This window comes from Delftia sp. K82 (assembly GCF_002193035.1).
Lineage (GTDB): Bacteria > Pseudomonadota > Gammaproteobacteria > Burkholderiales > Burkholderiaceae_C > Comamonas > Comamonas acidovorans.
The window spans coordinates 3,007,222-3,026,545 of record NZ_MYFL01000001.1 but is presented as its reverse complement, the minus strand read 5'-3'; the positions used below and the strand labels follow the sequence as shown (position 1 = coordinate 3,026,545).

Here is a 19,324-nt window from a genome sequence, read left to right as displayed (position 1 = left end):
TGGGCGCGACCCGCGTGCTGCATGCCGTGCGCAGAGCAAGGCCGGGCGAGGCGCCATCCGGCGCGCAATGGGTGCAGGCAGCAACTGCCTCAACGGGGTTGGACGGCCATGGTCTCGATGAGGGTCTGCAACTGGGCGCTCATTGGCAGGTCCAGGCTGGTGCCCGAGGGCAGGCGGCGCAGGAACCAGCGCCTGTACTGGCGCTCGATCTCGCCGTCCTCGGCCAGCGCCTGGAAGCTGCTCCTCACCACCTGGGCCAGCTGGGGGTCGTCCTTGCGGAACATGATGGCGTAGGGGTCGTAGGAGAGGTAGTCGCCCACCACCTGGAGCCTGGCGCCCTGGCTCGCGCCCGTGCCGCCGTTGCCCTCCGCCTTGCCGGCGTTCTCCGCGATCAGGCCGTACAGCAGCACGTCGTCGGTGGCGAAGGCGTCGGACTGGCCGCCGGCCACCTGGGCAAAGCCCTGGGAGTGGTCGGGCACCACCTGCAGCTGCATGCCCAGGTGAAATTTCCTGTCCAGGTCGCGCATGGCTTTTTCATTGGTGGTGCCGGCCGTCACCGCCACCTTCTTGCTGGCCAGGTCGCGCAAGGAGCGGATCTGCGTGTCCTGCCGGACCATGACCTTGGTGCCGGCCACGAACATGATGGGCGAGAAGGCCACGCGCTTTTGGCGCTCCAGGTTGCTGGTGGTGGAGCCGCATTCCAGGTCCACCTGGCCGCTGGCCACGGCGTCCACGCGGTTGTCGGCCGTGACGGGCACCCAGCGGATGGCCAGGCTCCTGTTGACCGCATCCTCGATGCTGGTCACCAGCGCCTTGCACAGCTCGATGGAGTAGCCGATGGGCTCGTTGCGCGCGTTCAGGTAGGAAAACGGCACCGAGGCCTGGCGGTAGCCCAGCGCAATGGAGCCGCTGGCGCGCACCTTGGCCAGCGTGCCGCTGAGCGTGGCGGGCGCGCGGCTGGCGGCGGTGCGCTCTGGCGTGTCGGCTTCCTGCGCGCCGGCCGTGGCGGCCAGCAGCGCAAGGGCCGCCACGCCCGCTGCCGCTGCCACCCGCGCCGGTGCCCGCAGCGCCCATGGCTGCCCGGGCCGTGATCTGGGTTCGGGTTTCATGGCGTTTCCTTGTGCGGGTTGTCAGGAATGGGCCGGGGAGGCGGGATGGGCCAGCGCGGCCCTGGCCTCCGAATCCAGCCGTGCGGCGTTGGCGGCGGCTTCGGTCTCGGGCAGCAGGTCACCCTCCCACTTGGCGACGACGGCGGTGGCGATGGAATTGCCCACGGCGTTGGTGGCCGAGCGGCCCATGTCCAGGAAGGTGTCCACGCCCAGGATGAGCAGCAGGCCGGCCTCGGGGATGTTGAACTGGTTGAGCGTGGCGGCGATCACCACCAGCGAGGCGCGCGGCACGCCGGCCATGCCCTTGGAGGTCAGCATCAGGATCAGCAGCATGGTGATCTGCGTGCCCAGCGACAGGTGGATGTCGTAGGCCTGGGCGATGAACAGCACGGCGAAGGTGCAGTACATCATGGAGCCGTCGAGGTTGAACGAGTAGCCCATGGGCATCACGAAGCTGGAGATCTTGCGCTTGACGCCGAAGCGGTCCAGCGCGTCCAGGATCTTGGGGTAGGCGGCCTCGGAGCTGGCGGTGGCGAACGAGAGCATGAAGGCCTCCTTGATCAGCACCAGCAGCCTGAAGATGCGCGGGCCCAGGAACAGGAAACCGGCGATCACCAGCACTCCCCACAGCAGAAACAGGCCCAGGTAGAAGTCCCCCATGAAAACGGCAAACTTCAGCAGGATCTCCAGGCCGTTGACCGACACGGTGGCCGCCATGGCCGCCAGCACGGCCAGCGGCGCGAGCTTCATCACATAGCCGGTGATCTTGAGCATGACGTGGGACAGCTCGTCGATGGCGGCCACCAGCGTCCTGCCCTTTTCACCGAGCGCGGCCAGGGCCACGCCGAAGAACATGGAGAACACCACGATCTGCAGGATCTCGTTGTTGGCCATGGCCTCGGCAAAGGACTTGGGCACCAGGTGGCTGACGAAGTCCTTGAGCGTGAATTTGGCGGTGGCGAGGTTGGCCGAAGCGCCGATGTCCGGCAGCGGCAGCCCCAGGTTGTGGCCCGGCTGCAGCACGTTGGCCAGGACCAGGCCCATGACCAGCGACACCAGCGAGGCGGTGACGAACCAGCCCATGGCCTTGAGGAACACCCGGCCCACCGAGGCCGCGTCGCCCATGTGCGCGATGCCCACCACCAGCGTGGAGAACACCAGCGGGCCGATCAGCATCTTGATCAGCCGCAGGAACACGTCCGACATGATGGAGATGTAGCCCGCGATCTGCGCGGCCGCCTTCTTGTCGGGAAAGTTGATGAACACCATGTAGCCGATCACGATGCCCAGCACCATGGCAACCAGAATCCAGATGGCGGGCGGAAGTCTTCTTGTCATTTCCATGTCTCCTTTGGTAGTCGTCGTGTATGTGTGGCAAGAGGCAAGAGGCAAGAGGCAAGAGGCAAGAGGCAAGAGGCAAGAGGCTGGACCTGCGCCGGCGCATGCAGGGGCCTGGCGCGCGGGGTCCGCTCACGGCGGGCGCTGGCCCGGGTAGGCGATTTCGCGCTGGCCTTCCTCGAAGGCGTGCAGGCTCTGGAGCCAGGTCTGGCCCGGCCACGACAGCTCGATGCGGCCTGCTCCTGGCGCATAGGCGGCCGTGTACAGCGTTCCGTATCCGCGCCGCCAGGCGGGCTGGTACAGGGGCTCGCGCAGCAGCGCGGCCTGGGCGTCACGGGCCGGCGTGCCGGCGTCGATCTGCTGCTGCAGGGCGGCCAGCCGCTCGCAGGCGCTGGTGGCGCGTGCATGCTCGGGCCACTCCACCGTGTGCTGGAAGTTGGTCACGGCCCGGCGCCGGGTCACTTCCACGGGGCGGTCGGGGTTCAGGAACACCGTGGCCCATTCGCCCCGGGCGTCCAGCAGCGTGACGCTGTAGCACATGTGCACGGGCACGCGCTGCAGGATGGCCACGGCCGATGCGGTGTCCTGCGCAATCTCCAGCACATAGCGCAGCACCAGCGGAATGCCGAAGCCGTCGCCATGGGCCGTGCGGCCGCCAAAGGACAGCGAGGCGGCCAGGCCCGACTCGTTCATGCCGTCCAGTGCGCCCCACAGGCAGTCGCCCATGGCGGCCACGCGCTGCCCGCTCCAGCGCGTGGCCAGCCAGTGGCCCTCCAGCAGCGCGGGCGCGAAGTCGTAGTTGCGCAGCAGCATGGGTTCCTGCTGGCCCACCGCATCGAGCCAGACTGCCTGGGAGCAGCCGGTGATGTAGGGCGGCGGGCACCACAGCGACAGGAAGCGCGCCTCGATGTCGCCGCCGCCGGCCAGTTCCACCAGCCGCTCCCAGGTGGGCACCAGTTCCGGCATGTGCTGGCGCAGGGCGCGGCGGCACTCCAGGAAGCCGGCACGTGCCACAGCGCCCTGGCGCAGGAACCAGGCCCGGTAGTAGGGCCAGGCCTGCTCGCACAGGGCCTGCCATTTCCTGCCGGGCTGGTCTTCGGCGATGGCCTGGAAGCGGATGCGGGAAGGCATGGACAAGGGCATGGGAGTGCCTTCAGAGGATCTTGAACGAGCCTGGCGCCGGCGCTGCGCCGGGCTGGGTGGCCAGGATGGGCTTGCCTGCGTAGTAGTTCTTGATGCCGCGTATCCAGTCGCGCGCCCGGATGTTGAGCTTGAAGTTGTCGTCCATCGAGCGGCCGCGCGTGATCAGGATGCCCAGGTCGGCGCCCTCGTAGCGGTAGTCGCCGGGGCCGGTGATGCGCAGGAAGAAGGCCTCGCGCTCGGTGTCTATGGCCTTGCGGTTGTAGTCGAAGCGCTGGTAGGCGACGCTGCCGTCCTCGCCCATGCGGTAGATGCCGGTGGCCGGAGCATGCGTGACCTGGTCGATGCGGTCCTCGTTGAACTTGAGCACCACCTGAGACCAGGAGTCGATGAAATGCGGCTGCGCCCAGCGCTCGTTGATCTCCTTGACGTTCAGGTCGAACGGCACGCCCGAGAATTCGAGCAGGTGGAACAGGAACAGCGGCGCATCGGCGTAGGCGAAGGCGGCATGGTTGGTCATGGGGCTGGCGCCGCAGATGCGCGGGTTCAGCTCGCCCAGGTAGACCTCGCCGGTGTCGGTGTCGATCAGGAAGTCCAGGTCGAAGTAGCCGCGGTAGCCCTCGGCCAGCAACTGGTTGCCGAAGCGCTCGGCCATGTCGCGCGCCCTGGCGCGCACCTCCTCGGAGAAGGCGCCCGGGAACACCTCGTTGCCGCACCAGCCGCCCTTGTAGGGCGTGAGTTCGCGCGCGCCCACCACCTCGGTCAGCAGCGGCCCGACCAGGGTGCCCGACTGGGTGGCGCAGGCCTCCAGCGTGGCGCCGCGGCAGTTGATGCGCTTCATGATCTTGACCTCGGGGTCGTTGACGATCTCGTCCTTGTGCTTGTCGAAGTCCTCGCGCGAGGCGATGAAGAAGGTGGTGTGGCCCGAGTCGCCGAAGGCCGACTGCACCACCAAGTCCTTGCCCAGGCCGTGGCGTTCGGCGATCTGCATCAGGTGCTCGTAGCTGTCCACCTTCTCCAGCGCGTTGGGCACCGAGTACACGCCGGCCTTGTTGCCTATGCGCACGGTCTCCATCTTGTTGTCGCAGCGCTGGCGCAGCGCGGCTGGCGGAAACCAGACCTCCATGCCCAGCTCCCGGGCCAGGGCCTCGGTCTTCTCGTCGAACATCAGGAAGGTGGCGACCGGCTTGCCGCCGCGCCGCTCGATCAGGTCCACCACGTCCTTGTGCTGCAGCAGGTAGTTGTTGATGTCCTCGATGGACTCGAAGGGCTCGTGCGGCAGCTCCTGCGGCACGAAGGCGTTGGGGTGGCGGCCGTCGAAGCAGTCGATGTAGTTGATGTAGCGGAAGCGGTTGACCCAGCGGTCCATGCCCAGCAGGTTGAAGTTGGTGGCGCTGATGAAGTAGATGGGCCGCTCGTTGCGGTGGAACATCAGCAGCAGATCGGCAACGCTTTTGACTTTGTTGTTCACTTCTTGCTCCTCGTCGTGGTCTTCTTCGGGGTGGGGGAAAGCGTGATCAGTTCAGGTTCGGGCTCGGGTCGGACCAGGCCCAGGCCTTCGTCGCCCGCCTGCGGCTGCGCCGCGCGGCCCGACAGCGCCAGCGCGGCGCGCGCGGCCGTGGCCTGGGCGGCGCGGTCCAGCGCGGCCCGGCTGAAGATGCGAAAGCCCAGTTCGGGCCGGAAGCCGTGGATCTCGCGCACATCGAGCGCGGCCATGAACTGCAGGATCTCGGCGCTGATCACCTGCCCGGGCACGAGGATGGGAAAGCCCGGCGGGTAGGGGATGACGAAGAGCGCGGACACCAGCTCGCGCCCCTCGGCAATGGCGCGCGCGGCCTCTGCCATGTCGATGTATTCGCAGTTGGTGTCGTCGTACGAGAGGAAGAAGGCGCTGCGGATGTCGCCGTCGCGCGTGCCTGCGCGGCCTTCGACGCTGCGGCCCCGGAAGGCGAAGTGAAAGCTGGAGAAATTGGGCAGCGGCGGCTGCTCCAGCGTGAGCGAGCGCACGCGCCTTTCATGGATGCGCCGCTCGATGGCGCTCAGGTCGGCCACGCGGGCGTCCACGTCGCGGGCAATCTTGATCAGCACCTCGATCAGGTAGGCGATGGCCGAGCGCGTGCTGCCGATGTTGGTCATGAACAGCACGGTGTTGCGCGAGGTCTTGTTGATCTGGATGCCGTACCTGTCCATCAACTCCTTGTTCTTGAAGGTGTCGCCGTCCATGCCCGTGGTGCCGATGACCAGGGTGGCGCGGCTGGGGTCGAGCACGAACTCGTCGCTGCGCCATGCCACCTCCAGGTTGTCCCAGCCCGTCTCGTCGTTGTAGTAGTTGTCCACGCCCGACTCGCGGTAGGCCAGCGGCACCAGGTCGCCGATGCGCAGGAAGCGGAAGTAGCGTTTGAGCAGTGGGTGGTGCAGCACCTGCTCGCGCAGGCTCATGGCCAGCTCCAGCTGGCGCTGGATCAGCTCGTAGCCCTCCAGTTCCACCTGGCGGCGGCCCACGTCCAGCGAGGCGAGGATCTGGTAGTTGGGCGAGGTCGAGGTGTGCGTCATGTACGCCTCGTGGAAGGACTCCTCGGCCTTGTCCTTGAAGTCCTGGTCCCAGATATGGATCATCGAGCCCTGGCGCAGCGCCGTCAGCGTCTTGTGCGTGGAATGCGTGGCGTAGACCCGGATGCGGGCCTTGGCGGGGTCGGGGATCAGCCGGGTGTCCAGCAACTGCTGCTCGTCCTCCCAGTCGATGCTGGCGGCGAACTCCGCGTGGCGCCTGGCGTAGGCCGGGTCCTTGAAGGTCTCGCACAGCTTGGCGGCGCTGGCCATGGCCGTGCGCGGGCGGTAGATGGGATGGCAGCGCGCGAAGGCGAACCAGGCCTCGTCCCAGAGGAAGACCAGGTCGGGCTTGATGGCCAGGCATTCCGTCATCACGCGCTCCACGTCGTAGACGATGCCGTCGAAGGTGCAGTTGGTCAGCAGCACCATGCGCACGCGCTCCAGCGTGCCCGCGCGCCGAAAGCCCAGCAGGGTCTCCTTGATGTGGCGCAGCGGCACGGCGCCGTACATGGAGTACTGGTCCAGCGGATAGGAGTCCAGGTAGGCCACCTGGGCGCCGGCCAGCACCAGGCCGTAGTGGTGGGACTTGTGGCAGTTGCGGTCCACCAGCACGATGTCGTCGGGCCGCACCAGGGCCTGCACCACGATCTTGTTGCAGGTGGAGGTGCCATTGGTGGCGAAGTAGGTGCGCCTGGCGCCGAAGGCGCGGGCCGCGTACTCCTGGGCCAGCTTGAGCGGGCCCACGGGGTCCAGCAGCGAGTCCAGCCCGCCCGAGGTGGCCGAGGTCTCGGCCATGAACAGGTTCATGCCGTAGAACTGGGCCAGGTCCCCGATCCAGTTGCTGTTCATGATGGACTTGCCGCGCGCCAGCGGCAGCGCATGGAATACGCCCGTGGGCTGCTTGGCGTAGTCGCGCAGCGCGTGGAAGAAGGGCGTCCTGTGGCGCTCGCCCACGCCTTTCATGATGGCGCTGTACAGCTCGATGTGGTCTTCCTCGCCGAAGAAGATGCGCTTGAAGACCTCGCCCACGCGCGCGGCGATCTCCTCGACGCTGACATCGGTGACCAGGTACAGGTCCAGCTCGGGACGCAGCTGCGCGATCTGGCGGCCCAGCAGCGGGCCCCGCTCGAACTCGGGCATGGCCTCGCTGTTGTCGTCCATGCCTTCCAGGAAGCGGCGCAGCATGCCGTTCCTGTTGACCGAGCGGAATGGAAAGCCATGGCGTATCACCACGGCCTGCAGGTTGAAGTTGACCAGGGTGGCGATCAGCGCGTCCTCGAAGCTGGGCACCACCACGATGTCGAACACGAAATCATCGTCGGCGCTGCGCTTGCGCTGCACGCGGCGGCGCAGCGCGTCTTCCTCGCTGGCCGACATCTCGTCGACGATCAGCACCTCGAAGTAAGGCCGCGTCAGCTGTGCCTGGCGCTCGCTGTCGGTCTCTATCTGCGAGGGCAGCTCGTTGTCGTTGTCCAGCGTGTTGGCGTCATGGCGGTAGGTGCGCGCAGCCAGCACGCGGTGGATGCGCCGCGCCGCCTGGTGAGCGCGTGCCAGCTCCTCGCGCTCTATCCACTGGCACAGCTCGCCGAAGACCCGGCCCCCGGGAAAGGCCCAGTAGCTTTCGACCGGGGCCATCGCGTCGATGATGGTCTGCACATGGGCCAGGCGGCTGGCACGCTCGGGGTGCTCGGGCGCCAGGATGGCCAGCCGGCTGAGATCGTCCACCAGGCTGATCCAGCCATCGGCACGCATTTCCCAGACGCTGCGGTGGCGGCTGAGGGAGGCACGGGCGCGCGTTTCGCTCGGGGGGCGGGATGTCATCGTTGTCTCCTGGTTTTTTGCCGCATCGCCCGGTGGCTTGCGGCTTTGTGGTGCTCGTGATGTCGATCGCTGGGAAAAGGGGCGTGTCAGGTCATTGGGGCTTGTCCAGTGCTCCCAGGCTGTGCAGGTAGGGGAAGTCGGTGCCGTCCTTGCGGTAGACGGTGAAATCGCAGTCGCGGTCGCGGAAGCTCTTGAGCGGCTGGCCCAGGTTGCTGCGCAGGCCGTGTTCGCGCTCGTGCCGCAGCCGGGCGAAGTCGACCTCGATGGGCATGATCTGGGCGCCGCTGTCGGCCTGGTGGAGCACGTAGCCCGAGGGGTCCACGATGATGGAGCGGCCCACGCCGCCGTCGCCCACGCCGTTCACATCGAAGAAATAGACCTGGTTGGTGACGGCCGAGGTGCGTGCGATGCACAGCTCCACATCGCGGTCGATGGTGTCCGTCATGGTGGGGTGCAGGATCACCTCGGCGCCCATGGCCACCAGCGTGCGCGTGGTTTCCGGAAACCACATGTCGTAGCAGATGGACACGCCGAAACGGCCCGCTCCAGGCACGTCGAACACGCAAAAACCGGTGCCGCCGGCCACATCGCGCTCATAGGGCCTGAAGGGGAAGAGCTTGCGAAAACGCGTGACGACCTCGCCCTGCGGGTTGATGACGGGCGTGGTGTTGTAGACCACGGTGCCCTCGGGGCCGGCCACGCTCTCGAACAGCGAGCCGGGAATCAGCCACAGGCCGGTTTCCCGGGCCAGCCCGCACAGCCGGTCCTCGGTGGGGCCGGGCAGCGGCTCGGCCCTGTCGTGCTTGGGGCCCAGCGCCGCCAGCTCGGAGAACAGCACCATGCGGACCCAGGGAAAACGCGAGCGGATGTGGCGCAGGTAACCGGCCATGCGTTCCAGGTTGCTGTCGAAGGCGCAAACCTCCATCTGGACGCCGGCAATGCCGAAGGTGGTGGCCGTGCTCATGGCTGCACCTCCTGGCAGGCGGCTTGCCGGGCCGGCAGGATGCCGCAATGAAAAGCATTCAACTTCAAGGACATAGGCTGACTGAGGGGCGAATGGAACCGGGCGGAAGGCACAGGTCTTTGAAGTGTCTGGAGGCGGATCATTGAAAAAATATTCGGCTTTCACGCCTTCGATAGCTATACATGGGGGCGAGTCTATGTTCACATTGATCCCAACAAAAGAACCAAATACCGTGAACAAAAGAGAACCAATTTCCCGCGTTGGAAGTGCCACGCTGCCGGACTTTGTCAATCGGCATTTCCAACGTAGCGATGCCGAGTACAACCACCGCCAGCTCTACCGCATCGTCAAGGAAGGCATCCTGCGCAAGGCCCTGCCGGCGGGCTCGCGGCTGCCCACCAGCCGCGAGCTGGCGCAGACGCTGGGCATTGCGCGCAACACCATCGTCCAGGTCTATGAGCAACTGGCGCTGGAGGGCCTGGTGCAGGCCGGCGTGGGGCGGGGCACCTATGTGGCCGAGGTGGCGCCGGCCTTCGTGAGCCAGCCACCGTTGCCGCGCCGCCGGGGCACGCCGCTGTCGCGGCGCGGCAGCGCCATCGTGGGCGGGGCGCGGGCCAGCCACCTGCAGTGGGGCGCCTTCGCGCCGGGCGTGCCCGAACTGCGGCAGTTTCCGGCCGCGCTATGGAGCCGCCTGCACGCCCAGGCCTGGCGCGATCACAACCCGCTGCAACTGAGCTATGCCACGGGTGCAGGCCATCCCGCGCTGCGCGAAGCCATTGCCGAGCACTTGCAGGGCACGCGCGGCGTGGCCTGCAGCGCGGACCAGATCCTGGTGACCAGCGGCGCCCAGCAGGCGCTGCACCTGATTTCCCAGCTGCTGGCCGATCCCGGCGACACCGTCTGGCTGGAGGACCCCGGCTACTGGGGCGCGCGCAGCGTGTTCCGCATGGCCGGCCTGCAACTGCAGCCCATCGCGCTGGACGGCGAGGGCCTGGCGCCCACGCCGCAGCAATTGAAGACACCGCCGCGGCTGATGTTCATCTCGCCCTCGCACCAGTACCCCAGCGGCGTGCTCATGGGCCATGGCAGAAGGCGCCAGCTGCTGGACTACGCGGTGGCCCAGCGGGTCTGGATCGTCGAGGACGACTACGACAGCGAGTTCCGCTTCACCTCGCGCCCGCTGCCGGCGCTGCAGGGCCTGGACGAGCACGGCCGCGTGATCTACCTGGGCACGTTCTCCAAGACCATGTTCCCCTCGCTGCGTCTGGCCTACCTCGTACTGCCCAGCGACCTGGCCGACAGCTTTGCGCGCGCGCTGAGCGAGCTGTTCCGGGAGGGGCAGATCATGCAGCAGATCGTGCTGGCGCAGTTCATGCGGCAGGGCCACTACGTCAACCACATCCGCCGCATGCGCCAGGTCTACGGCGAGCGCCGGCGCGTGCTCATCGACGAGATAGGCCAGCGCCTGGGCACGGCGGTGACCGTGCAGGGCGGAGACGCGGGGCTGCACCTGGTGCTGGGCCTGCCGCCCGGCTCGGACGATGACGCCATCGCGCGGCAGGCACGCAAGCTGGGCGTTCTCACGCGGCCGCTGTCCCTGTACTCGCTCAGGCCCGATCCGGCCCGGGGCCTGGTGCTGGGCTACGGTGCCGTGACGGAGCAGGAGATCCGCCACAGCTTCGGCCTGCTGGCCGAGGTGATCGCGCCCCATCTGCCGTGAATGGGCGACAGGGCCCCTTCACTCCGGCACGCCATTCACTCCGGTGCGCCAGTGCGCCGGTGCAGCCAGCCCAGCAACTGCGCCTTGTCCATGGGTCGGGCAACGTGATAGCCCTGTCCCTCCTGGCAGCCCATGGCGCGCAGGGCCTGCCAGGCGCTGGCGTCCTCTATGCCTTCGGCCAGGACCTGCAGGCCGAGCTTGCGGCCCAGCTGGGCGATCATTTCGGCGATGCGGGCTTCCTGTGATTCGCCAAGCTGGCGCACGAAGCTGCGGTCGATCTTGATGCGGTCCAGCGGCAGGCGCTCCAGGTAGCTCAGCGAGGAGTAGCCGGTGCCGAAGTCGTCGATGGCAATGGTCACGCCCAGCGTGCGCAGGGCGCTGAGCGTGGCCTGCAGCAGCTGGGTGGGCAGGACCGCGACGGATTCGGTGATCTCCAGTTCCAGCTGCGCGCCCTGCAGGCCGTGCTCTGCCAGGGCGTTGCTCACGGTCTGCAGAAAGCCCGGGTCCTGCAGCTGCACGGTGGAGACATTGACGGCCATGCGCCTGGGGGCGCGGCCGGCGTCCAGCAGTTCGCGCATGGTGCGGCAGGCCGTGGCCAGCACCCATTGGCCCAGCGGCACGATGAGGCCCGAATGCTCGGCCACCGGAATGAAGCGGTCGGGCGGCACGAAGCTGCCGTCCTGCCGGCGCCAGCGCAGCAGGGCCTCCAGGCCGACCAGGGCATGGGTTTCCAGGTCCACCTGGGGCTGGTAGACCAGGAAAAGCTGGGCGCCGTCGATGGCGGCGCGCAGGTCGGACAGCAGCAGGGCGCGGTCCCGCGCCTCCATGCCCATCTGCTCGGAGTACTCCAGCAGCTGGCCGCGGTGATCGCGCTTGGCGCGCTTGAGGGCGATGGTGGCGTCCTTGACCAGGTCGGTGCCGGCCTGGCGCTCATGGGGCAGGTGCACGTAGCCGCAGGTCAGCGAGACCTTGTGCGGCACGCCGTCCACGGCCAGGGGCTGGCGGGCGCAGTCCAGCAACTGGGCCAGGGCCACCTCGTCGGTGGGGCCCAGGATGCCGAAGGTGTCCGATCCCACGCGCGCCAGCAGGACGCCTGCGGGCAGCGCGCTGGCCAGGCGGCGGGCCATGGCTTCGAGCAGGCGGTCGCCGAAGCGGTGGCCCATCACGTCGTTGGTGGCGCTGAAGTCGTCGATGTCCACCAGGGCCAGCACATGGTCCCGTGTGCCGCGCCACACGCATTCGTCCACTTTTTCCACGAAGTGGGCGCGGTTGGGCAGGCAGACCAGCGGGTCGAAGTAGGCGGACTGGTGCAGGCGCTCCAGCAGGCCGCGGTTGTGCAGCAGCGTGCGCAGGTTGGCGCAGAAGACTTCGAGCAGCTGGCGGTCCAGTGCGCTGTGCGAGGCTGGTGCGTCGATGAAGACGGCCATGTCCTGCTCGTCGCCCCGGCCTATGTACAGGGCCACGCCGCGCTGCACGCCGTAGATGTTGCGCCGCGCCTGCAGCGCCTGGCGCAGCAGGCGCAGTCCGCGCGAGGCCAGCACGGTGGCGATGGGCTGGTCGATGAGCCGGGCGAATGGCCCCGTGGCCGCGAGCACGCGGTAGGGCTCGGCCGGGTGCGTGCCCTCCGAGCAGACCAGGCCTTCGCTGGCCACGCCCAGCAAGGTGGCCAGCTGTGTGATCACGCCCCGCGCGAAGGCGTGCAGATTGGTTTCCTCCAGCAGCGAGGCGCTGGAGCGCACCATCAGCTCCAGGCTGCGGCGGTTGGCCTCGATGGCGCACAGCTGCTCGTAGGAGCGCACGGCGGTCACCACGATGGCCAGCAGCCGGTCGGGCGTGAGTTCGGTCTTGGTGCGGCAGTCGTTGATGTCGTAGCGCAGCAGGGTTTCCAGATCGGGCGCCTGGCCCGGGCGGCCGGTGCGCAGCACGATGCGGCTGTTGCGCAGGCCGGCCGTGTAGCGGATGAAGTCCACCAGGTCCAGCCCGGCGCCCGTGCCATCGGTCACGGCGTCGAGCACCACCACGGCCAGGTCCTGCTCGCTGCGCAGCAGATTGCGCGCCTGTGTGCCGGAGCGGGCGTAGAGGAACACCAGCGGCCGGCCGAACAGGCTGTGGCCTTCCAGCGCCAGGCGGAAGGCGGCGTGTACGTCGGGGTCGCTGTCCACGATCAGCACCCGCCATTCAGGCCCGGGCACGGGCGATGGCGGGGGCGGCTGCAGAGCCGGCTGCAGGAGGGCGGAAGCAGGGGCGGGCGCCCTGGGCGCCCGTGCGCGCATCACGAAACTCATGCCTCAGCCCTGTCTGTGTCCGCGCCGCTCAGGCCGTGGCATGGTCTGCCGCGCGCACGACCTGGTTGCGCCCGCTGCGCTTGGCGGCGTACAGCGCCTCGTCGGCCAGGCTGTAGGCGTCGTCGAAGCGGCCGCCGCTCGGGCGCCAGCTCACGCCGAAGCTGGCCGTGATGCAGCTGGCGTCGGGCAGGCCGAAGGGATGGGCCTCGATGGCGGCGCGCACCTGCTCGGCCACGCACACGGCGCCGTCGCTGTCGTGCTGGGGCAGCAGCACGGTGAATTCCTCGCCGCCCACGCGGCCGATGTGGGCCGTGGCCGGCACGGCGGCCTTGAGGCAGCGCACCACGCCCAGGATCACGCTGTCGCCCACGGGGTGGCCGAAGCTGTCGTTCACGCGCTTGAAGTGGTCTATGTCCAGCACGATCAGGGCCAGCCCCTGCTGGGTGAAGTGGCGGTTCACGCGCTCGATGATGGCCGCGCGGTTGAGCACGCCGGTCAGCGGGTCGTGCGTGGCGCGGTATTCCAGCTCGCCGGCCAGGTCCTGCAGGCGCTGGTTGAGCTGGGTCATCTCCAGCTCGGCCCGGTCGCTGCGGCGCACCAGCCGGCGCGTTTCGCGCAGCAGGCGCTCATAGGCGGTCAGCAGCACGCCCAGGGCCTGGTGGCAGGCCTGGGCGCCGGCTTCTTCGCCCCGGTCGTGGGCGGCGCGGGCCGCCAAAAGGGCCTGGTGCTCGGCATCGAAGAGGTCCGCGGGAGCGGCCACGGTGTCCATCACGCCGCCTTCACGGGGTGGCCGGTGAAGGCGATGGCGGGAAAGTCGTCGCGCAGCTCCTCGCCAAACTCGCAGATGGTGTCGTCTTCCTCGTCGTGGTACCAGTGCAGGGCCACGGGGCGGCCGGCCTCGGCGGCGCCGCTCAGTGCCTCGATCAGGTTGAACAGCATCTTGGTGCTGGAGCTGTTGAAGTAGGCCAGCGCGATGTGCACCTCGATGCGCGCCTGCTGCTGCGCCGGCTGCGGCTGGGCCAGGTAGTCCTTGAGGCGGGCCAGGATGCCGCCGTAGAAGGCGGCGGCGTTCTCGGGATAGGACTCGCCACGCAGGTGCAGCGTGTGCGTGTCGAACTGGAAGTCCACTTCCGGGGAACTGGGAGTCGGTGCGATGTAGAGGTTGTCCATGCGTGATCTCGGTGCGTTGTCCGTGCCTGCGGGCCGGGCCTGTCCAGGCCTGGTGCCGGAGCGACGGCTCAGAGCGTGGCTTTCAGGTAGAAGACGGGCCGGCCGTCCACGGTCTGGGCGGGATCGAAGTCGAACTGCAGCGGCTCGCGCGCATCGCGGGCCAGGGTCAGGAAACCCATGCCCGCGCCCTTGCTGCCTTCGGGCGCGTCATCGCGCAGCGACTGGCGGCAGGCCTTCTTGATCTCGTCCAGCGTCATGCTGCGCAGGGCGTCGAGCTTGGCGCGCAGTGCCTCGCCCATGCCCGGCTCGATGGGGTTGGCGCACAGCAGCACGAAGCTGCCGTCGTCCTCGCGGCGGATGCAGACCGCGCCGTGGCGTAGCTCGCCATCGTCCTGGTGGGGCGGGGTCAGGGCATCGGCCGAGTAATGGATGATGTTCTGCGCCATCTCGACAAAGGACGAGAACAGCTTGCGCCGCGTGGGGCCCGGCACGCCGGCCACTTCCAGCTGCAGCCGCACGGCCTCGGCCATGGCCGCGACGATGTTCTGCGAGAAGTAGCCCACGTAGTAGAAGATCACCTGGTGCTGGCGCGCCAGGTGGAAGAAGCTGCCGTACTTGTCGGCGATCTGTGCGGAGGGCATGGGAGGCATTCAGGTTCTGAAGCAGAAAAAGGTCAGGTCGTCGCGGCGGTGGTGCTCGCCCTGCCAGGTCTGCAGGGCGGCCAGCAGGGCGCGGTTGATCTCGGCGGGGGTGCGGCCGGCCTGCTCCAGCAGCAGCTCGCGCACGCGCTTCTTGCCAAAGGTGATGCCGCGCGGGCCGCCGACCTGGTCGATCAGGCCGTCGGTGGTGATGAAGACCAGGGTGGCGGCGGGCAGCTCCAGGTCGATGTTGTTCCAGGCGAAGTCGAACTCGCTGTCCACATAGCCCACGCCCTTGCGCTGGCCGTCGAGCACCTCCACCGCCTCGGCGCCGGGGCGCAGCACGAACAGCGCAAGGCGCGCGCCCGCAAAGCGCAGGCGCCGGTGCGCGGGCTCGAACCAGAAGCAGGCCGCGTCCAGCCCGTCGTCGGAGCCGGGCGTGCCATCCTTGCCATCGAGCTGGCCCAGCATCTGCTTGACGCTGCGGTTCACATGGCCCAGCAGCGCGGCCGGGTCGCGCGGGCCGTGCTCCTTGATGGCCTGGCTCAGGCTGCTGGTGGCGATCAGCGTCATGAAGGCGCCGGGCACGCCGTGGCCCGTGCAATCGGCCACGGTGGCAAACCAGCCATCACCGTCCTGGCTGAACTGGTAGAAGTCGCCGCCGACCACATCGCGCGGCTCCCAGACCAGGTCTGCCCCGGGGCAGGCGCGGGCCAGGGAGTCGCGCGAGCTGCGCAGCAGCGACTGCTGGATCACGCTGGCGTATTCGATGCTGTGCATGATCTGGCGGTTGCGCGCCACCTGCATGTCCGCCACCGCGCGCATCAGCTGCAGACCGTTGCCCACGCCCGCGAACAGGCCGCCGCGCGTGATGATGAAGCCGTCGGTCAGCGCCTTTTCGCCGTACTCCACGGTCTTCACGGTCAGGGTGTCTATGTCGGTGGAGGCATCGACCACCAGCGGCTCCTTGTCCATGAAGGCGATGCAGCTCTTCTTGCCGTACAGCTCCATGCGAAACGGCTTGCTGAACTGGGACAAGAAGATGCTGCGGTTGATCAGGCCGATGGGGCGGTTGCCCTCCACCACGGGCAGGCTGATCAGGTCCCGGTGGCGCGTGAAGACCTCGAGCACCTTCTCGTTGGTCTCGTCGGCGGTCATGCAGGGAACGGGGGTACACAGGTCCGCAGCGCTGGGTAGGCGGAAACGTGGCCTGGAATCGCTCAGGTAGGCGCGGGACTCATCCATGGAAGGCACATCGCAAAATTGTTAAGGAATGTTACTTTTTCCTTGTTGCAGTTTTGTGACGCGCGGCGGGTGAAGGGGTCTATGCGGCTATCCGCGACTGTCTGCGCAGGGCCTGCGGCGGCATGCCATAGCCGCGCAGAAAGGCCTCACGCATATGGCGCCGGTCCCGGAAGCCGGTTTCCCTGGCCACGGTGTCCAGCGGATGCCGGCTGCTTTCCATCATCAGCCGCGCGGCTTCCAGGCGAAGGCCTTCTATGGCCTTGGCGGGGGACTGGCCCGTTTCGGCAGTGAACACACGGCTGAACTGGCGCGGGCTCAGGCTGGCGGCCTCGGCCAGTTCTTCCACGCTCAGCGGCCGGGCCAGGTGGTTGCGGGCATGCTCCAGCGCCTTCTGGATGCGGTCGGACCTGGGCGAGAGCCTGAGCATTTCCGAATGCTGGGACTGGCCGCCCGAGCGCCTCTGGTGCATCACCAGGCGGTGTGCCACCGCGCGTGCCACCTCCTCGCCCAGGTCCTTTTCCACCAGTGCCAGGGCCAGGTCGATCTCCGCCGTCATGCCGGCCGAGGACCAGACGGCTCCATCGGCGATGTGGATGCGGTCGGCCTCGACCTGGACCTGGGGGTGGCGCTGCTGCAAGGCTTGCGCCCAGAACCAGTGGGTGGTGGCGCGCCGCCCGTCCAGCAGGCCGGCATCGGCCAGGATGAAGGCGCCCGTGCACAGCCCGGCGACGCGCCGTGCATGCACCGCCACCTTGGCGAGCAGCCTTGCCAGTTCAGGGTCCGGTGGCGGGGCCAGCGGTGCAAGCGTGCCCGCCACCAGCCAGGTGTCGGCTCGGCTGCGCGCCGTCAATGGCCTGGCCTGCAGGCAAAGGCCCGTGGATGACTGCACCGAGCCGGCCGGCGCATAGGTCTGCACTGAATAGAAAGCTTGGCCGGCCAGCAGGTTGGCCAGCTCGAAAACGGTCTGGGTCCCCAGCGCCATGACCTGGAAGCCATCGGGGAGCAAGTAGCCGATGCGGTGCATGGAATCCTTCCTTTGGAAATGATGTCCTGATTCATCACTATATACGTCATTTACGACATGGTCTCCGCGCCGCAACATTCATGCCATGGACGGCATCCCGCCGTTCCCAAGGAGTTTCCCCATGACACAGAACCATCCCGGCACCGCCCTCGTCACCGGCGCTTCGAGCGGCATAGGCGCGCTGTACGCCCAGCGCCTGGCAGAGCGCGGTCACGACCTGATCCTGGTCGCGCGCAACCGAGAGCGGCTGCGCCTTCTGGCCAGCGACATCAGTACCCGCACCGGCCGCTCCGTGCAGGTCCTGCCCGCAGACCTGAACGACCGCGCTGCGCTGGCAAAGGTGGAAGCGCTGCTGCGTGAGGACGCCAGCATCACGGTGCTGGTGAACAACGCCGGCATGGGGACGCACACACCGTTGCTGCAAAGCGATGTGGAGCGCATGACACGCATGGTGGAACTGAACGTTACCGCGCCCATGCGGCTGGCCTATGCCGCTGTCCCCGGATTCGTGCAGCGCGGGCGGGGCACGGTCATCAACATCGCCTCCATCGTGGCGATCGCGCCGGAAGTGCTCAACGGCGTGTACGGCGGCAGCAAGGCCTTTGTGCTGGCCTTCAGCCAGTCGCTGCAGCATGAGCTGGCTGGCACGGGCGTGCAGGTGCAGGCCGTGCTGCCCGGTGCCACGGCCACCGACTTCTGGGCCACAGGCGGGCTGCCCGTGGAAAACCTGGATCCGGGCATCGTAATGCGTGCGCAGGACCTGGTCGATGCCGCCCTGCTGGGCTGGGACCGTGGCGAAGCGATCACCATCCCCTCGCTGCATGCGGGCCAGGAGTGGGATGCCTACGAAGCTGCGCGCAAGGCCATGGCGGGCCATCTGTCCAGCAGCACCGTTGCGCCGCGTTATGCGGCTGCGCGTTGAACGGACTGCGGCCAGCCGGCTCAGTACCCCAGGTTGCCGACGACTCGCGCCACGACCTCCAGCGCCTGTTGCAGGCTGGCGTGTGAGACCGAACCCAGCGCCAGCCGGATGGCGTGCGGAGGCTGGCTGGTCATGGCGTAGGGCTGGGAAGTGGACACCAGGATGTTTTCCTCCCGAAGCCGCATGGCGACGGCATCCGCCCGTACTTCCTGCGGCATGGGCATCCAGATGAAGTAGGACGCAGGATGGCCTACGGTCCTGAATTGCGACAGCACCCTGCCCGCAATGGCCTGGCGTGCGCTGGCGTCGCGGCGCTTGTCCCTCTCCAGCCGGGCCACCGTGCCGTCCTGCAGCCATTGGCAGGCAATCGAGGTCACCAGGCTGGGTGTGTTCCAGACCGTGGCACGTATGGCGCGGTTGATCCTGGGGATCAGGGCAGGGGGAGCACTCACGAAGCCGAAGCGCAGTCCCGCCGCCACGCTCTTGGAAAGGCTGGAGACATGGACCGTGATGTCCGGCGCCAGGGCCGCCAGGGCAGGAGGCGCCCTTTTTTCCAGGAAGGCATAGGTGCCGTCCTCCACCAGCAGCAGGCCATGGCGGCGGGCCAGGTCGATGAGGGCATGGCGCTGTGACGGCGGCATCACCCAGCCCAGCGGATTGTGAAGCGTGGGCATGCAGTACACGGCACGCACCCTGCGGGAGCGGCACAGCGCCTCCAAGGCATCCAGGTCGGGTCCCATGCCCGCTGCGGGGATGGCCACCAGCTCCAGCCTGCACTGCTCGGCCACCACCTTGATGCCGGGATAGCTCAGGGCATCCACCGCAAGCACATCACCGGGCTGGAGCAGGGACATGGCCACGGTGGCCAGCCCATGGATGGCTCCGCTGACGATCAGCACCGTATCGGCACTGACAGCGAGGCCCCGGCTTTTCAGGTGCTCCGCGACGACGGCACGCTCGTGCGGGCGGCCACCATGCGGCTGGTACCGCAGAAGGGAGTCCAGCTCGCCTGCGGACGCCAGTTGCCTGAGCGCCGTGCGCAGCGCCTCCGTCTGGGCGGGCAGGGCCGGATAGTTGAATGTCAGGTCCACCAGATCGCCGCTGGCCACATGCATCTCGGCATCCTGGCCCAGGGGAAGGGGTTCGCGCACAAAGGTGCCGCGCCCGACTTCGCCGGCCACCAGGCCCATGGCCTGCAGCTCCGCATAGGTGCGTGTGGCCGTGGCCAGCGAAATGCCCTCCTCGGCGGCAAGTTGGCGGTGGGTGGGCAACACCGTTCCGGGCTTGAGCCGGCCCTGGCGGATGTCGGCGGCCAGGCGGTCCACCAACTGCTTGTAGCGTGCTTGGGGCATGCGGCATTGTATCCATGACAATAATTTGATTGTACTGGATGTGCCG

15 protein-coding genes are annotated in these 19,324 nt (G+C 68.0%); 2 read left to right on the top strand and 13 right to left on the bottom strand.

Going from position 1 to position 19,324, the window contains the following annotated elements; genetic code table 11:
* Positions 1-89 precede the first annotated feature (89 nt).
* The 6 genes from KDK82_RS13285 to KDK82_RS13260 all read right to left on the bottom strand — a co-directional run bounded on the left by KDK82_RS13285 (position 90) and on the right by KDK82_RS13260 (position 8,922).
* On the bottom strand, positions 90-1,109 hold the full coding sequence (locus KDK82_RS13285) for an amino acid ABC transporter substrate-binding protein (RefSeq protein ID WP_088165162.1): 1,020 nt from the start codon (positions 1,107-1,109) through the stop codon (positions 90-92).
* 21 nt (positions 1,110-1,130) lie between these two features.
* On the bottom strand, positions 1,131-2,447 hold the full coding sequence (locus KDK82_RS13280; RefSeq protein WP_088165525.1) for a dicarboxylate/amino acid:cation symporter: 1,317 nt from the start codon (positions 2,445-2,447) through the stop codon (positions 1,131-1,133).
* A gap of 132 nt (positions 2,448-2,579) precedes the next feature.
* Positions 2,580-3,578, bottom strand: coding sequence for a C45 family autoproteolytic acyltransferase/hydolase (locus KDK82_RS13275; RefSeq protein WP_256974478.1), 999 nt, complete (start codon positions 3,576-3,578; stop codon positions 2,580-2,582).
* Between the two features lie 22 nt (positions 3,579-3,600).
* A complete protein-coding gene (locus KDK82_RS13270; protein WP_013802977.1) occupies positions 3,601-5,058 on the bottom strand; it encodes a biotin carboxylase in 1,458 nt (485 codons plus the stop codon).
* Entirely contained in the window at positions 5,055-7,958 is a 2,904-nt protein-coding gene (locus KDK82_RS13265) for an aminotransferase class I/II-fold pyridoxal phosphate-dependent enzyme (protein WP_088165160.1), read from the bottom strand. Before KDK82_RS13265 ends, KDK82_RS13270 begins: the two co-directional genes overlap by 4 nt.
* Before the next feature lie 91 nt (positions 7,959-8,049).
* Complete coding sequence (locus KDK82_RS13260) at positions 8,050-8,922, bottom strand: carbon-nitrogen hydrolase family protein (RefSeq protein ID WP_088165159.1); 873 nt, start codon at positions 8,920-8,922, stop codon at positions 8,050-8,052.
* A 232-nt stretch (positions 8,923-9,154) separates the two neighbouring features.
* On the opposite strand from KDK82_RS13260, the gene KDK82_RS13255 reads away from it, so the two are divergent.
* Positions 9,155-10,642 (top strand): PLP-dependent aminotransferase family protein, encoded by a 1,488-nt coding sequence (locus KDK82_RS13255; protein ID WP_353175103.1) that lies wholly within the window; start codon positions 9,155-9,157, stop codon positions 10,640-10,642.
* A 35-nt stretch (positions 10,643-10,677) separates the two neighbouring features.
* On the opposite strand, the gene KDK82_RS13250 is transcribed toward KDK82_RS13255, so the two are convergent.
* The 6 genes from KDK82_RS13250 to KDK82_RS13225 form a co-directional block, all read right to left on the bottom strand.
* The gene (locus KDK82_RS13250) at positions 10,678-12,927 is read right to left on the bottom strand and encodes a bifunctional diguanylate cyclase/phosphodiesterase (protein WP_088165158.1); all 2,250 of its coding nucleotides are present in this window, start codon (positions 12,925-12,927) and stop codon (positions 10,678-10,680) included.
* Between the two features lie 28 nt (positions 12,928-12,955).
* Positions 12,956-13,696: a GGDEF domain-containing protein gene (locus KDK82_RS13245; protein ID WP_034392248.1), complete on the bottom strand. Its 741-nt coding sequence runs from the start codon at positions 13,694-13,696 to the stop codon at positions 12,956-12,958.
* Complete coding sequence (locus KDK82_RS13240) at positions 13,696-14,097, bottom strand: DUF1987 domain-containing protein (RefSeq protein ID WP_012204882.1); 402 nt, start codon at positions 14,095-14,097, stop codon at positions 13,696-13,698. Before KDK82_RS13240 ends, KDK82_RS13245 begins: the two co-directional genes overlap by 1 nt.
* A gap of 68 nt (positions 14,098-14,165) precedes the next feature.
* The gene (locus tag KDK82_RS13235) at positions 14,166-14,738 is read right to left on the bottom strand and encodes a SiaB family protein kinase (RefSeq protein ID WP_013802972.1); all 573 of its coding nucleotides are present in this window, start codon (positions 14,736-14,738) and stop codon (positions 14,166-14,168) included.
* A gap of 9 nt (positions 14,739-14,747) precedes the next feature.
* Positions 14,748-15,980 carry a SpoIIE family protein phosphatase gene (locus KDK82_RS13230; RefSeq protein ID WP_088165157.1) on the bottom strand — a complete coding sequence of 411 codons (1,233 nt, stop codon included), beginning with the start codon at positions 15,978-15,980 and terminating at the stop codon, positions 14,748-14,750.
* Positions 15,981-16,059: 79 nt separating this feature from the next.
* The gene (locus KDK82_RS13225) at positions 16,060-17,004 is read right to left on the bottom strand and encodes a GlxA family transcriptional regulator (RefSeq protein ID WP_088165156.1); all 945 of its coding nucleotides are present in this window, start codon (positions 17,002-17,004) and stop codon (positions 16,060-16,062) included.
* A 121-nt stretch (positions 17,005-17,125) separates the two neighbouring features.
* On the opposite strand from KDK82_RS13225, the gene KDK82_RS13220 reads away from it, so the two are divergent.
* A complete protein-coding gene (locus tag KDK82_RS13220; protein ID WP_088165155.1) occupies positions 17,126-17,926 on the top strand; it encodes an SDR family oxidoreductase in 801 nt (266 codons plus the stop codon).
* A 20-nt stretch (positions 17,927-17,946) separates the two neighbouring features.
* Here the strand turns inward: KDK82_RS13220 and KDK82_RS13215 are convergent, their stop codons facing one another.
* Positions 17,947-19,278, bottom strand: coding sequence for a PLP-dependent aminotransferase family protein (locus KDK82_RS13215; protein ID WP_088165154.1), 1,332 nt, complete (start codon positions 19,276-19,278; stop codon positions 17,947-17,949).
* Between the last annotated feature and the right edge of the window lie 46 nt (positions 19,279-19,324).